The 14703-nt window shown below is 64.5% G+C and carries 14 protein-coding genes; 7 read left to right on the top strand and 7 right to left on the bottom strand.

All coding sequences use genetic code 11. From position 1 onward, the window contains the following. Nucleotides 1–114 precede the first annotated feature (114 nt). Genes G4O04_11070 through G4O04_11045 form a run of 6 tightly spaced genes read left to right on the top strand, consistent with a single transcriptional unit; the run spans nt 115 to nt 5350 of the window. Nucleotides 115–648, top strand: a complete 534-nt coding sequence (locus G4O04_11070; protein ID HEY59049.1) for a hypothetical protein — start codon at nt 115–117, stop codon at nt 646–648. A 48-nt stretch (nt 649–696) separates the two neighbouring features. Continuing rightward, a complete protein-coding gene (gene mvaD, locus G4O04_11065) occupies nt 697–1713 on the top strand; it encodes a diphosphomevalonate decarboxylase (GenBank protein HEY59048.1) in 1017 nt (338 codons plus the stop codon). Between the two features lie 21 nt (nt 1714–1734). Further along, nucleotides 1735–2754, top strand: a complete 1020-nt coding sequence (locus G4O04_11060) for a site-2 protease family protein (GenBank protein ID HEY59047.1) — start codon at nt 1735–1737, stop codon at nt 2752–2754. Further along, entirely contained in the window at nt 2751–3824 is a 1074-nt protein-coding gene (locus G4O04_11055; protein HEY59046.1) for a hypothetical protein, read from the top strand. The genes G4O04_11060 and G4O04_11055 overlap by 4 nt, the downstream gene beginning before the upstream one ends. Beyond that, nucleotides 3802–5052, top strand: a complete 1251-nt coding sequence (locus tag G4O04_11050; GenBank protein HEY59045.1) for a hypothetical protein — start codon at nt 3802–3804, stop codon at nt 5050–5052. Before G4O04_11055 ends, G4O04_11050 begins: the two co-directional genes overlap by 23 nt. Before the next feature lies 1 nt (nt 5053). After that, entirely contained in the window at nt 5054–5350 is a 297-nt protein-coding gene (locus G4O04_11045; protein HEY59044.1) for an acylphosphatase, read from the top strand. 45 nt (nt 5351–5395) lie between these two features. Here G4O04_11045 and G4O04_11040 read toward each other — a convergent pair whose 3' ends face one another. Both G4O04_11040 and G4O04_11035 read right to left on the bottom strand, forming a co-directional pair. Then, nucleotides 5396–7021 (bottom strand): M23 family metallopeptidase, encoded by a 1626-nt coding sequence (locus G4O04_11040; GenBank protein ID HEY59043.1) that lies wholly within the window; start codon nt 7019–7021, stop codon nt 5396–5398. A 24-nt stretch (nt 7022–7045) separates the two neighbouring features. Further along, nucleotides 7046–7738: a JAB domain-containing protein gene (locus tag G4O04_11035; GenBank protein ID HEY59042.1), complete on the bottom strand. Its 693-nt coding sequence runs from the start codon at nt 7736–7738 to the stop codon at nt 7046–7048. Between the two features lie 109 nt (nt 7739–7847). Here G4O04_11035 and G4O04_11030 point away from each other — a divergent pair, with 109 nt between their 5' ends. Beyond that, nucleotides 7848–8828 carry an inorganic phosphate transporter gene (locus tag G4O04_11030; protein ID HEY59041.1) on the top strand — a complete coding sequence of 327 codons (981 nt, stop codon included), beginning with the start codon at nt 7848–7850 and terminating at the stop codon, nt 8826–8828. 63 nt (nt 8829–8891) lie between these two features. On the opposite strand, the gene aroF is transcribed toward G4O04_11030, so the two are convergent. The 5 genes from aroF to menD form a co-directional block, all read right to left on the bottom strand. After that, nucleotides 8892–9704: a 3-deoxy-7-phosphoheptulonate synthase gene (gene aroF, locus G4O04_11025; GenBank protein HEY59040.1), complete on the bottom strand. Its 813-nt coding sequence runs from the start codon at nt 9702–9704 to the stop codon at nt 8892–8894. Nucleotides 9705–9746: 42 nt separating this feature from the next. Further along, nucleotides 9747–11249, bottom strand: a complete 1503-nt coding sequence (gene menE / locus G4O04_11020; GenBank protein ID HEY59039.1) for an o-succinylbenzoate--CoA ligase — start codon at nt 11247–11249, stop codon at nt 9747–9749. Nucleotides 11250–11310: 61 nt separating this feature from the next. Then, entirely contained in the window at nt 11311–12177 is an 867-nt protein-coding gene (locus G4O04_11015) for a 1,4-dihydroxy-2-naphthoyl-CoA synthase (GenBank protein HEY59038.1), read from the bottom strand. Between the two features lie 67 nt (nt 12178–12244). Beyond that, nucleotides 12245–12571: a four helix bundle protein gene (locus tag G4O04_11010; protein HEY59037.1), complete on the bottom strand. Its 327-nt coding sequence runs from the start codon at nt 12569–12571 to the stop codon at nt 12245–12247. Nucleotides 12572–12692: 121 nt separating this feature from the next. Next, nucleotides 12693–14561, bottom strand: coding sequence for a 2-succinyl-5-enolpyruvyl-6-hydroxy-3-cyclohexene-1-carboxylic-acid synthase (gene menD / locus G4O04_11005; GenBank protein ID HEY59036.1), 1869 nt, complete (start codon nt 14559–14561; stop codon nt 12693–12695). Nucleotides 14562–14703: the final 142 nt, after the last annotated feature.

The raw sequence follows: 14703 nt of genomic DNA, 5'->3' as shown, positions 1-14703 counted from the left end.
TTGCCTCCACCTCCGCCTACCCCTACCCCGGCACCAACCCTCCCCCCCAAAAGAAACGCCCCCGATCTGCAAAACCAATGTAAACTTATTGTAGTCCTGGTCAACGATACGGCTTTGGGCACGAAAAGCACACTTCAAATGACATGGGTTGCCACCCTAAAGTCAGAACAAGGCCCTCTCCAGATCGCGGTAGCCCCCTTCCCCCTCCAAGACTTGCGTTCCCTCAATGGGCAACCCTGGCTGCTGGACAATGGCATCCTCAATCCCGCCATCCTCGCCCAACTTTTCGGATCTGCTGCCGGGCAGTTTAATTTCGTCGTGTTCGACTTGGAAGCCCTCACCAATCTTTTGGAACAAGTGGGAACGATTTTCCTCCCTCAGGCTCAGCAATCTTGCCAGGGGGGAGACTGCCTCGGTTGGGTGTTCGCACCTGGGCAGGATCAAGCCTCCACACAACGCCGCCTGCAGGATTTGATCGAGGGGGTCTTGCTTTGGGTTCAAACAGAACCCCAAACACGGTCCATCTTAATTCACCAGTGGGTATTGGAAAATCAAGGCCGTGGGAATCTCAAAACCGACATTGCTCCCAACAAATGGAGTCAATGGGCTGGGCAGGCCCGCCAGCAAGGCCTCGAAATCATTCACTGAGCCGCCGTGCCGTTGCCCCCTCGCCCCTGGGCATGGTAAACTATGCCCATGACGACCTGGAGCGCCATTGCCCAAGCCCACCCCAACATTGCCTTCATCAAATACTGGGGCAACCGTGACCCGGCCCTGCGCCTGCCGGCCAACGGCTCCATTTCCATGAACCTGGCCGGCCTTTGGACGCGCACGCGCGTCACCTTCTCCCCCCAGGCGACTCAGGATCGCCTGGTGCTTAACGGTCGGGAGAGCCGGGGCCGCGCCCTGGAACGGGTGAAAATCGTGCTCGATTGGGTGCGGGAAGCCAGCGGTTTGCACCACGCCGCCCTGGTGGAGAGCCGGAACAATTTCCCCACCGGCGCGGGAATCGCCTCCTCGGCCTCGGCCTTCGCCGCGCTGGCCGTAGCCGCCGCGGCTGCCACAGGCCTCCAACTCACCGAAGGAGACCTCTCGCGGCTGGCCCGCCGTGGATCGGGGTCGGCCTGCCGCTCCGTACCCGGCGGCTTTGTGGAGTGGCTGCCCGGCGAGACCGACGGCGACTCCTACGCCTACAGCCTGGCTCCGCCGGAGCACTGGCACCTGGCCGACTGCATCGCCATCGTCAGCGCTGCCCACAAGCCCATCGGCTCCACCGAGGGGCACGCCCTGGCCGACACCAGCCCTCTGCAACCGGTGCGGGTGGCCCAGGCTCCGGAACGGCTGGCCCGCTGCCGTCAGGCCATCCAGCAACGCGATTTCGCGGCCCTGACCGAGGTCGTCGAACTCGACACCCACCTGATGCACGCGGTGATGCAGACCTCGCGCCCCCCGCTGCTGTACTGGGAACCGGGCACCCTGACGGTGATGCACGCCGTGCGCGCCCTGCGTCGGGAAGGCCTCCCGGTGGCCTACACCATCGACGCCGGGCCCAATGTGCATGTGCTCTGCCCGGCCGAAATCCACCAACAGGTACGCGCGGCTTTGGAACAGATCCCCGGCGTCCAGCGGGTGCTGGTGGCCTTCCCCGGGGGCGCTGCCCGGCGGCTGCCCGACGACGCCTCGCTCCATCCGGCAGGCCCTATGGCCCCGTAGCCCCACCCCAAGAGGTGCTTTATGCTGTTGTTTGTCGCCGCCATCGCCTTGCTCATCCTGATCCACGAACTGGGTCATTTCCTCGTGGCCAAAATGTTAGGCGTGGAAATCGAGGAATTCGGCATCGGTTTCCCGCCGCGGCTGGTCACCCTTTTTGAATGGAAAGGGACGCGCTACACCCTGAACTGGATCCCCCTGGGTGGCTTCGTGCGCCCCAAAGGCGAAGGGACCCCCGAGCAGCCCGACGCCCTGCGCCAGAGCCCGCCTCCGGTGCGCATCGCCGTCCTGCTGGCCGGGCCGCTGATGAACTTTCTGGCCGCCGTTATCCTGCTGGCCAGCATCTACCATGCCGAAGGCATCCCCGATACCACGCGCGTGCTCATCGCCGAAGTGGCCGCCGGTTCGCCAGCCGAGCAAGCCGGCCTGCGCCCAGGCGACATCCTGCTGCGCCTCAACGATCAACCCATCCACACCCTGGGTGACATCCCTCCCATCATCCAAAGCCACCTCGGCGAAACCCTGTCGGTGGAGGTCGAGCGCCAGGGGCAACGCCTGACCTTCCAGGTGTACGCCCGTCCCAACCCGCCTGAAGGGCAGGGCGCCATGGGCGTGGGCCTGACCTACCCCACCCTCTCTGCCACACCCGCCACGGCTTTGCGCTATGGCGCCCAGGGAACCTACGAATTCACCCGCCTGCTGTTGACCATTCCGGCACGCATGGTGCAAGGGGAAAACACCGGCCTCCAACTGTTGGGCTATCGCGGGATGTACGAAATGTACCAGCAATCCCGCAGCGCCGACCAGGCCGAGGCGCAGCCGAGCAACACCCTGTTCTTTTTCTTCCAGATCTCCCTCTCCTTAGGCCTGCTCAACCTGATGCCCATCCCGGCCCTGGACGGGGGGCGCATCCTGATGGCCCTGGGTGAATGGATCACCCGCCGCCAGTTGCCCCAGCGGGTCGAAACCGGCCTCAACTTCATCGGCTTTGTCCTGGTGATGGGCCTGCTCATCCTCATCAACCTCAAGGAGTGGTTGCCATGACCCGTACCCCCTCGCAAGAAGAACCCCTGCCCCCCGAAACGAACCCCTACCAGGACTTCGAGAAGGTGATCGAAGCCCTGTTGGACGAGAAGCATCACCTCCCCTTCCCCGTATATCGTCGTTTGTCGGACCTGGAGGGCGCGGAGGCCGACCGACTGCGTGCCATCTGGCCGCAGATTTCCCGCCAGCGCCGCCGGAACCTGCTGGAAGAGTTGGAAGTGCTCACCGAAGTAGACTACACCCTCTCCTACCTCACCGTCGGGCTGGTGGCCATGGACGACCCCGACGGGTACATTCGCGCCCTGGGCATCCGCCTGCTGTGGGAAGAAGAGGAGCCCTTCCTGGCCGAGCGCTTCCTGACTCTGGTCACCGAAGACCCCGACCCTCAGGTGCGCGCCACCGCGGCCGGCGCCCTGGGCTCCTATGTCTACTTGGGCGAGGTGGAGGAACTGAGTCCTCGCCTCTTTCAACGCATTGTGGAGACCCTCATCGGCATCGTGCGGGACGCCTCCCTGGATGCCGAATTGCGCCGTCAGGCCCTGGAAGCGGTGAGTTACGCCACCCACGAAGAGGTCCCCGGACTCATCGAAGCCGCCCTGGCCGAAGAGGACCTGGACTGGCAAGCGGCGGCGCTGTACGCCATGGGGCGCTCTGGCCTGCGCCGCTGGGGCGCCACCATCATGGAATACCTGGAACATCCCAACCCGCGCCTGCGCGCCGAGGCCGCCACCGCGGCCGGTCAACTAGGCCTTGGCCGCGCGGTGAAAACCCTGACGCGCCTTCTCGAGGACACCGTACCCGAAGTGCGCATGGCCGCCGCCTGGGCCCTGGGCGAGATCGGCAAAGGCGGCGACACCGTCTACCAGGCCCTGGAAAAGGCTCTGGAACTGGCCGCAGACGAAGAAGAGGTCCAGGCCATCGAAGAAGCCCAGGAAAACTTCGTCTTCCAAGCGGGTCTCATGGACGAATTGCTGCTGATGGACATCGGCGAGGGCGAGGTCCCCGAAGAGGACCTCGAGGAGTGGCTGGACCTGTTCGGTGACGAGGATGAGGACAAAGATTCTGCCTGAAACCGGAGGAAGCCTCCCACGTCCCTGGCTTTGGCTCCGGATCCTGGGGATCGGGCTGACCCTGTGGCTTCTGTTCCGCTCCCCCAGGTCCGGGTGGGCCGCCCCCCGGGTTATCGTCGAAAACCCCCAGGTCACCTACACCTTTGGGGAACAAATCGTCTTTTCGGCGACGCTACGCGCCGATCGCCCGATTCAACAGGTGAACCTGTTTTACCACGCCCAAAACCTTCCCTACACCCTCACCGCGCCCATGGCGCTGGACGAAAAAGGGCAGGTTCTTTACATTCACGATCTGCATCAACAGCCCCTGCCGGCCTTTACGCCGTTGGCGTACTGGTTTCAGGTCACCCTGGACGATGGTCAGGTCGTGGTCACCCCTCCGCAACAGTTCCTTTTGGAGGACAATCGGTTCGACTGGCGAACTCTTGAAAGCCCCCCTTTCGTGGTGTACTGGTACAACGGCGACGCTGCACTGGCCCAACAAGTGATGGACGCCGCCCAACAGGCTCTGCTGCGGTTGCAACAGCAATGGGAAGCCCCCATGCCCGCCCAGGTGGACATCTATACCTACGGGAGCCTCGACGCCTTGCAATCGGCCCTGAGCGCCATGCCCACCTGGGCCGCAGGCCACGCCGACCCCGCCTTAGGGAAGATTTTTCTCGCCCTTTCCCCTGGGCTGGAGCAAGGCCTGGAAGCCCAACGCCAGGTACCCCACGAACTGGCCCATGTTCTGCTCTACCAGGCCACCCAAGCAGGCTATGCCCACCTGCCGCAATGGCTCAACGAAGGGGTTGCTTCGCTGGCCGAGTTGACCCCAAACCCGGAATACGAAGCCGTGTTGCAAGAGGCGGTAGCTCGGCAGGGCCTGCTCCCTCTGACCTCGCTGTGCCAGGGCTTCCCTCCCCAGGCCGGACAGGCCATGTTGGCCTACGCCGAATCGGCGTCTTTCGTGCGCTTCCTGTACCACACTTACGGCACCGCGGGGTTGCGGCGGCTCATCGAGGCTTACGCGCAAGGCCAGGGCTGCGTCGAAGCCCCCCGAAGCGCCTTGGGGAAATCCCTCCCCCGGCTGGAAAAAGCCTGGCTGGCCTCTTTGGGGGCGGCCCGGGACTGGTCATGGCTGACCGACCTGGCCCCGTGGTTGGGGCTGGGCCTGCTCATCCTCGCGCCGCTGGGGGTGGTCAGCCTCACGCTGCCTCGCGCGAAGCTTGCTGAGGAGGAGGGCTGAGATGGAACATCCGGCGGACTTCGCTCGCCTGCACGCTCGCATCGAAGGCCGCGTCCAGGGAGTAGGCTTCCGCGCCTACACCCTGCGCCAGGCGCGTCAATTGGGCCTCACCGGCTGGGTACGCAACCGCTGGGATGGGTCGGTGGAGGTGGTGGCCGAAGGGCCAAAAGGCGCGCTGGAAGACCTGGCGCGTCGCCTGAAAGTGGGGCCTTCGGCCGCCTATGTGACCCATGTGGAAGTGCAGTGGGCGCCTTATCAGGGGGAATTTTCCGCGTTTACCGTGCGCTCCACAGGCTGAGGGCCCTCAAACGGAACCCAGGGTCAGGAGGTAGAGACGGCCTTCTCAAAAAGTCCGCGTGCCCAGATAACCCACGATGGGCGTAAGCATCCCCTCGTTGGTGGCCCAACCAAGATAAGTGGCCGCGCTGCCCGGTGTGGTGTATAAACCGAAAGCCGCGCCCACTCCCCATTGCGACCGCAAGCGACGCAAATACTCTAGATATTGCTGCCCGCGCACCAGGAAGTCGGTGGCCGGGTTGATGTTGGCAAAGGCGGTGATGAAGGCCAGTTTTTGCGGATAGCGCAGCCGATAGACCTCGTAGAACTGCCCCCCACCGGTCTGGCCCATCTCGACCTGCGAATGCCAGAAAGCATGCACGCCCACCCAGTCGGCCGCCAGAACCGCTTCATCGGCCTGCTCCAGGAAACGCAAGGCATCGGTACGCTGGCCGGGCACATCTCCCCCCGGCGAGAGCCCAGGAAAGCCCAACTGAGCCTCGGGGAACACCTGGCGCAAAGACGCCACCACCGCCTGAAACCACTCACCAAACGCCAGACCGTCGCGCCAAGTGCGCATCCACCCCTGCGCCTGCAGGTTGGGCTGCTGATGCACCTCGAAATACCGCACGCCCTTGGCGTAAAAACGCGCCATATCCGCTGTGATCTGCTGCACGAAGGCCGAGGGGGACACTTCGCGCTGGGAGAAATCCCCGGTCAGCGTCACCATGATGAACAGGTTGGGGTTGAGGGCGCGCAAGTGGTCGACGACTTCATCCGAAACCGAAGAAAGCAGGCGCACGGCTTCTAATCGAGCCTGCTCCACCACCTTGAAGTCGGCTTCGCTCACCTGACCATCGGGCCGCAGGGCAGCGCCAATAAGGCATTTTTCGGCCGGCCAATGAAAGAGGGCCTTGCGTCGCCGCTCCTCATCGCTGGGCCACACCAAAAAGGGCGTGGGGTCGATGATGTCGGACGGGTAGTTCGTCTCGCCCCGCGAAGTGGCTCCGTCCAGTTTCAGCGTGAGATGCAGGTGTGACCCCGTGGAATTGCCGGTGGAGTCGGCCAAGGCGATGCGCTCCCCGGCTTTGACGAACTGCCCCTTCCGCACCAGAATCTTGTTCAGATGGGCGTACACCGTGCGATACCCGTTGCGGTGCCGGATGCGCACCTGCTTGCCGTAGGCCCCGGCCAGATCGTCGTCCACCAGATACACTTCCCCATCGGCGGCGGCGTAGATGTTGGTATTCATCGGCGCACGGATGTCTACCCCCTCGTGTCCAGGCAGCCCCCACCGACTGTAAATTTCCGGATGGGCGCCAAAAGGCTGGGTGATGACCGGGTAATCGGTGGGCCACAAGAGGCGAAAAGGGCGTGAGGCCTCACCGTAGCGATCCAGGTTGGCGATGCGCTCACCAAACACCTGTCGCAATTCCTCTGGATTCGCCACTTCGATCACATCCAAAGCCACCCCGGGGTAATGTTGCTGAAACCAGCGGCGAATGTCTCCATAGGCCGGATACCCATTTGGGGGCAACACAATGGTGACCGTCTGATTGGGCAACATGTACCGCCCGGCCACATGGGGGTCCGGAGTGATGTTGGGCCCAAAGGTGAGAATGTACGCCCGGGCGGCCCGCACCCACTCCCAAAAGTTTTCTCGAGGGACCAGAATAATCTGATGTTCGCGCATCGCCATCACCTCCTGCGAGACCTATCACTCAAAGGCCAGTCCTTGCCGCCGCAAGGAAACAAAACGCCCCCGGCCGATGACCAGATGATCCAACACCTCCACTTCCAGCACGCGACCCGCCTGAACGACCTCGCGGGTCAACGCCACATCCTCCGGGCTGGGTGCTGGATCGCCGCTGGGATGATTGTGAGCCAACAGGATAGCTGTAGCGTTGCGCCGCACGGCTGCCCGGAACACCTCAGCGATGCGCACCTGCGCCCGATTGACCGAACCCCGCACTACATCCTCAGCACCCAACACATGGTGTCGGGTATCCAGCAAGAGCACGCGCAGCACTTCCTGCTCTAAGGCGCTCATCTCATACATCAACAGCGCCGCCGCATCCTCGGGGGACTCGATGCGCGGTCGTGCTCCCTGCGAGGACAGCGCCGCGGCCAGCCGACGGCCCAATTCCAGCGCGGCCTTGAGTTGGGCTGCTTTGGCCGTCCCCACGCCGTGCTGGGCCTTGACTTCCGCAAAAGGTGCCCGATGCAACCCCACCAGGCCCCCGAAGGTGTGGAGCAAACGCCGTCCCAAGTCCACCGCATTCTCGCCGCGCACGCCGGTGCGCAGCAGGATGGCCAACAACTCCGCATCACTCAGTGCCTGCGGCCCATGGGCCTCCAAACGCTCCCGGGGGCGCTCCGAGGCCGCCCATTCCTGGATGCGATAGGCCATGCCGCCCTCCCAGCAACGCCCGGGTGTGATTTATTTATACCCCGCCCCTGGGGAAAGCGCAAGCAGGGGGCTCTGTGCTAAAATAGGCCCCACATAACAAGGAGCAACCATGCTTTACGCCCTGATTGGATTCGCCTTGTTGTTCGCCTTCTTCAACGGTTTGAAGGACAGCGCTACCATCGTGGCCTCGGTGATTTCCTCCCAGGCCATGCCTCCCCGTCGCGCCCTCTTGTGGGTGGGGTTGGGCGAATTCATCGGCCCGCTCTCCTTCGGCATCGCCGTAGCCAAGACCGTAGGCGCCGATTTGCTGCACACCGAGGTCCTGACGACCGAGGTGATTCTTTCAGGCGTGGCCGGCGCTCTGGTCTGGAACCTCCTCACCACCTTGATTGGCATGCCGGCCTCCTCCTCCCACGCCCTGGTGGGCGGTCTGCTGGGGAGCGCCATCGTCAGCGCCGGGCTCGATGTGGTCAAACTGGCCGGGCTGTTGAAGGTGCTGCTGGCCCTGTTCCTCTCGCCTGTGCTGGGGCTCATTGGGGGCTTTCTGCTGACCCGTCTCCTCTTCGCCCTTTTTGCCAACTTTTCCCCCCGGATCAACCGCTGGTTCCGGGTGGGGCAATGGCCCACCTCGCTGGCGGTGGCCATGAGCCACGGCACGAACGACGCCCAGAAGACCATGGGCATCATCGTGATGGCCCTGATGGCCGAGGGCCGATTGTCGGCCTTCACCGTGCCGCTGTGGGTGCGCGTGGCTTCGGCCAGCGCCATCGCCCTGGGCGCGGCTATCGGTGGGCAACGGCTCATCCGCACCGTGGGCGGGAGGCTGTTCCGCATCCGACCCATCCACGGCTTCAGCGCTCAACTCAGCGGGGCGGCGGTGATTCTCGGCGCTGCCCTGGTCGGCGGGCCGGTGAGCACCACCCAGGTGATGAGTTCCACCATCATGGGCTCTGGGGCTGCCGAGCGCATCAACAAGGTGCGCTGGCTGGTGGTGCGCGACATCTTGCTGGCCTGGATGTTCACCATCCCCGCCGCAGCCCTTGTGGCCGCGTTGGTACACGGTCTGTTCTTGCTGGTGGGGTTGGGGTAGGGGGAGGGGCGATTTGCGAAATTGCGAATTGCAAGTTGCGAATAAGGATTGAGGGAGGGCACATCAGGGGGACACGCGCTGCTGGACGCCCCGCCCCAAAGTCTCTGCGATGCGTGCCACGGCCTCGACCAACTCAGGTAAGCGCTCCACCGGCCATTGCTGAGCGGCGTCGGAAAGGGCGGCCTCAGGATGAGGGTGTACCTCGATCAACAGGCCGTCGGCTCCTGCCGCCACGGCGGCCCGCGCGGCCGGCAACACCAGGTCGCGACGGCCGGTGGCGTGGCTGGGATCGCCTATCACGGGCCAGGGGCCCTCTTGTTTGGCCAGGGCGATGGCGTTGATATCTAAGGTGTTGCGGGTGGCTGTCTCAAAGGTGCGGATGCCCCGTTCGCAGAGGATGATGCGCTCGTTGCCGCGGCGGGCGATGTGCTCAGCGGCCAGCAGCCATTCCTGTACGGTGCTCATGAAGCCGCGTTTGAGCAACACCGGCTTGTTCAGTTCGCCCACAGCCCACAGCAGGGGATAGTGCTGCATGTTTCGGCTGCCGATTTGCACGATATCGGCGTAGCGGGCCACCAGGTCGAGATGCTCCACGCCCAGCGCTTCGGTGACCACCAGCAGACCGAATTCGTCGGCCACGGCGCGCAGGATGCGCAAGCCCTCTTCGCCCAGGCCATGGAAACTGTCGGGCGAGGTGCGGGGCTTGAAGGCGCCACCGCGCAGCACCTGCAAGCCCAGGGCGGCCATCGCCTCGGCGACGGCGCGGGTCTGTTCGTAACTTTCGACCGCACAAGGGCCAACCATCAGCACGACCGGCTGATCGGCGCCGATGCTGAGATCCTGGGTGAGACGAACACTTTGGGCCGTTGTGGTCATGGGTACTCCTCGTGGCAGGTGCCATGTGCCAGGTGTCAAGTGTCAGGTGGCGGGGGTCAGGAGGGCGCGGACGGCGGGGCGATGGATTTTGCCCGAAGCGGTGCGTGGAAGGGCGTCCACGAAACGCCATTGCCGGGGTACTTTGTAACCTGCCAGGTGTGCTCGACAATGGGCTTCCAGATCGCCCGGGCCGGCCTGTTGATCAGAGTGAAGGACCACGACGGCGGCCACCCGTTGACCCCATTCCAGGTCTTCGATGCCCACCACGCAGACTTCGGCCACGGCGGGATGCTGGCGCAACACGGCTTCTACCTCGGCCGGGTACACATTCTCACCACCGGTGACGATAAGGTCACTGCGACGGTTGACCACCCAGAGGGCGCCGTCGGGGTCCAGATAGCCCAGGTCGCCGGTATGCAGCCAGCCATCGCGCAGGGCGGTGTGCGTGGCTTGTGGATCGCTGTCGTAGCCTAAGAACACCGTAGGGCCTCGCACCACGATCTCGCCCACAGCGCCGGAAGGCAGGTCGCGGCCGGCTTCATCCACTACACGGACCTGGGTGTAGAACAGCGGGCGGCCGACGCTGCCGGGCTTGCTTCGCACTTCGGCCGGCGTGGCCGTGGCGACCTGAGAGGCGGCTTCGGTCAGGCCATAGGTGAGGGCGACGGGGTAGCCCCGCGCATGGGCCTGGCGCAACAGTTCTACAGGCGCAGCGGCGCCCCCTAGCAACACGATCCGCAGGTGAGCGGGAGGTTCGCCGGGAACCGCCTGCAGCAGGCGATAGAGCATGGTGGGCACCAAGGAGACCAGGGTGGCCCGATGGCGGCGTAATGCAGCGTCCAGTTGTACGGGGTCGAAAGGGCCTTCGTGTTCTGGCAGGATGATAGCCGTGCTGTACAAGGCGCTGCGAAACAAGATGCTCAGCCCGCCTACATGGTAGAGCGGCAGAGTGAGCAGCCAGCGATCGTCGGGCAATACCCCCAGGCGAAAGGCCGAGGTAACCGCGCTCCAGGTGAAGTTGGCCGCAGAAAGCACAGCGGCTTTGGGCCTCCCGGTGGTGCCGGAGGTGAAAAGAATGGCGAGGGGCGAGTGGCGAGTGGCCAATGGCGAGTTACGAGGGACAGGGCTTTCCGCGGTCCCTGATTCCTCACTCACCATTCCTAATTCCTCATTCGCCATTTCCATCACCCGTCGCTCACCGGCGACCGCACGGGCGCGTTCCGCTGTGGTGGGGGTGGCGAGGACATGGGTGGCGCCGCTGCGGGCGATTTGTTCACGCATTTCCTCGGCGGTCAGGCGCAGATTAAGGGGCACCAACACCGCCTCCAGACGGGCCAGGGCGTGCACGGCGGCCACCGCTACCGGCTCACGCGGCAGCAGGGCTGCCACACGCGTCCCGGCGGTGATGCCCTCCCGGGCCAGCACCTGCTCCAGGGCCGCGGCCCAACCCGCGAGATCCCGATAGGTGAGAGTGCGCTCCCCCCAGATCAGGGCGGGGCGCTCAGGCGTGGCGAGGGAACGAGGGGTGAGGAGGTCCATAGGAATTGCGATTTAGGAGTTACGACGTGAAGGCGTTGTCCATCGCTAATCGCCAATGGTCAACCGCCTAGGGCCAGCGGGGGAATTCGTCGAAGCGCGGAGGGCGCTTTTCCAGGAAGGCATCGCGGCCCTCCTGGGCCTCATCGGTCATGTAGGCCAGGCGCGTGGCTTCCCCGGCGAAGAGTTGTTGCCCCACCAGGCCGTCGTCCACCAGGTTGAAGGCGTATTTGAGGAAGCGAATGCTCATCGGGCTCTTGCAGTTGATGGTTTGGGCCCATTCGAAAGCCACTTCCTCCAGTTCGGCGTGGGGCACCACGGCGTTGACCATGCCCATCCGATAGGCTTCCTCGGCAGTGTAGACCTTTTCCAGGAAGAAAACCTCGCGGGCGCGTTTTTGGCCGATGTGGCGGGCCAAGTAGGCCGAGCCGTAGCCGCCGTCGAAACTGGCCACCCGGGCGTCGGCCTGCTGAAAACGGGCGTGTTCTTGACTGGCGATGGTCAAATCGCAAACCACATGCAGGCTGTGCCCGCCGCCCACGGCCCAGCCGGGCACCACGGCGATGACCACCTTGGGCATGAAGCGAATCATGCGTTGCAATTCCAGCACATGCAGACGGGGCAATGCGTACCCCCCCACGTACCCCCCTTTGCCGCGCACCCGCTGGTCGCCGCCGGCGCAAAAAGCCCAGCCACCATCTTTGGGTGAGGGGCCCTCGCCGGTGAGCAAAATGGTACCGATGCTCGTGTCCAGCCAGGCATCGCGAAAGGCGTGGATCATCTCGTCAATGGTCTCCGGACGAAAGGCGTTGCGCACCTCGGGGCGGTTGAAAGCGATGCGCGCGACGCCTTGCGCTTTGTAGTAGGTGATGTCGCGATAGTCTTTGACCTTTTGCCAGTCGGCGGCTTTACGAATATGGTTCCAGGTTTCGGGCATGGGAACCTCCTGTGTGTGAAAAGTGCGGAGTGCGAAGGGTCACGTGCCAAGTGCGGGGTGCCATGTGCTATGTCTCATGCGCCATGTGCGAGGTGTGAAGTTGGCGGCGGAGGGAGGCTCTGAGCCCGCCAATGAGCCCTTTGGCTTTGCCGGCCAAGGCGTAAACGATGTCGAACTCCTCCTGGGTAATGTGGCCCACCAGTCGGGCGGCGTGGAGCAGAGCCTGGACTTCCGGCGCCGAGCGGCGGGCGTAACCCAGAAAGCGGGCAAATTCTGCATTGGAGTCGCAGTCAAAGCCTTCAGCGATGTTGGCCATCACCGAGACAGCAGCGCGTTGAATCTGCTCCTTGAGCCCGTGGTCGCGGGGGGAAGGCGCCTTTTCAGGACAATCCATACACGGCTACTACCAACTCGCTGGTTGCCTGCCACGCTCTCAAGTCCTCGAAACGCCTCACCCCAGCCATCTTGACCTCCTTTCCTCACCATTTTTTACATTGCACGTGGAACCTCGCACCTTAACACCTCCACCCCGTACTCAAGCGCCCGAGGCGGATGACCAAATCCCGTCGGGCGGCTTCGTGAGCCTGGGCGTCGGTGGGGATTTCCAGCAAATGCGGGACCTCTTGGGAAAAGGCCGCGCCCAAGGCCTGGTGCAGATCCTGGGGTTGCACCCGTCGATAGCGCAGGCCGTACATCTCGGCGGCCGGTGCAAAAGTCAGCCCGTGCGGGGTGCGGAACATCGCGGTGAAGGGAGGCTCGTGTTGCGCGATGGGCAGCCTCCCAAAGATTCCGCCGCCGTCGTTGTTCAACACCACAATGTGAAAGTTCCGCAAACCGAAGCGCGAGACGGCCAGAAGCCCGCCCAAGTCGTGGAGCAGGGAGAGGTCGCCCAACACGAGCACGGTGAGGCGACCGCTGGCCGCTGCTACCCCGGCCGCCGTGGAGACCACACCATCAATGCCGCTCACACCCCGGTTGGCGAAGACCCGCAGAGTCTTGCCCTGGGGAAGCCCATATTCGTCCAGATGGCGCACAGGCAGGCTGTTGCCGATAATGAGACGCGCCTCGTCCGGTAAGGTTTCGACGACCGCCGCCAGCAGAGGGCCCTCGGTAAGCGGTGCTTCGGCCAGCAGACGGCGGGTGCTGTTTTCAGCCTGGTGCCACAGGTCAAGCCAGGTGCGATCGGGGCGCGGTGGCCGCTCGGCCAGGGCCGCCAACAGCGCGGTGAGCGTGGCACCTGGGTCGGCAACTACCCATTGAGAAAGGTGGAAGCCGGGGTCGGGCCAGGAGGGGGTCGGCGTAACCGCGATGACCTCGGTGTTGGGCGGGAGGTTTTCCAGGTAAGTCAGCAAAGCGTTGCTGGTCGGCGCGGCGCCGAAATGGAGCACCAGGCGCGGCGGTTCCACGGCCGGCAATCCGGCAGCCAGGAAGTGGGGGTAGGTGGCGAAGATGGGCGCCTTTACCTCTCCCCCCTGGGGGCCTGATGGCCCCCTTCCCCCCTCCTCGCTCCCCCGGGGGGAGGGAAGGGGGGACTGAAGGGGGTGGGGTGAGGGCACAAACCGCACACCGGAGAGGGCATCGGCTAAGAGGGGATACCCGGCTGCGGCGGCCAGTTGGCGCAACAACGCAGCGACGGCAGGGGTGGGGGCCGCCTGCGGCCCGGCGACGATGAGCCCCCGGCGATAGCCGCGTATTTTCGCGGCCAGCGCCTGGATGTGCTCGGCGGAAGGCTGGCGCTTAGCGACCATGATGGAGGTCAGCGACGCCCCTGCCCGCCGTCCACGCCAGCCCAGGGGGGCACGGGCGGCCCAAGCGGCCTCCGCCGAGGCGTCGTCGGGCTGGGGTTCCAGCGGCTTGCGAAAGGGAAAGTTGAGATGCACCGGCCCCGGTTTGCCGTACAGCCCCAGGGCGGCGGCGACCGCCCCATCGGCGACCGCGCGCAGGTAACGCAGCACGCGGGCCTTCGGCTCGGGTTCAGGAAGCGGCAAATCCACGAACCAGCGCACGGCACTGCCGTACAGTTTGACCTGGTCAGCGGTCTGATTGGCGCCGCTGTCGCGTAGTTCGTGAGGCCGATCCGCGGTGAGCAGCAGCAGCGGCACCCCGGCGCGGTCGGCCTCCATGACGGCAGGGTGAAGATTGGCCGTGGCGGTGCCGGAGGTGGTCAGCACGGCGGCGGGACGTCCCGTCTCCAGGGCCAATCCCAACGCGAAAAAGGCCGCGCTGCGTTCGTCCAAGTGCACATAGACGGGCAGCCTTTCCTGACGGCTCAGCGCTACGGCCAGCGGCGTGCTCCGCGAGCCTGGACAGACCACAACCCCGCTCAGCGGCAAACGGGTGAGTTCATCGACGAACAGCGTGGCGAAAAGCGTGGCTGGGTTCATGGGGAGGGTGCTCCGGTGTTCAAGTGTCAGGTGCCATGTGCCATGCGGGGACAGCCAACCGTCAGCCGTCAAAACTACCAACCGCTAACCGTTCCGCTTCGGCCAGCGCTTCGCGCATGGTGGCCATCTTGAGGGCCGTTTC

This window comes from Anaerolineae bacterium, assembly GCA_011176535.1.
Taxonomy (GTDB): Bacteria; Chloroflexota; Anaerolineae; order Anaerolineales; family DRMV01; genus DUEP01.
Note: the sequence above shows the minus strand (reverse complement) of the source record. Positions and strands in the feature narration are given on the sequence as shown.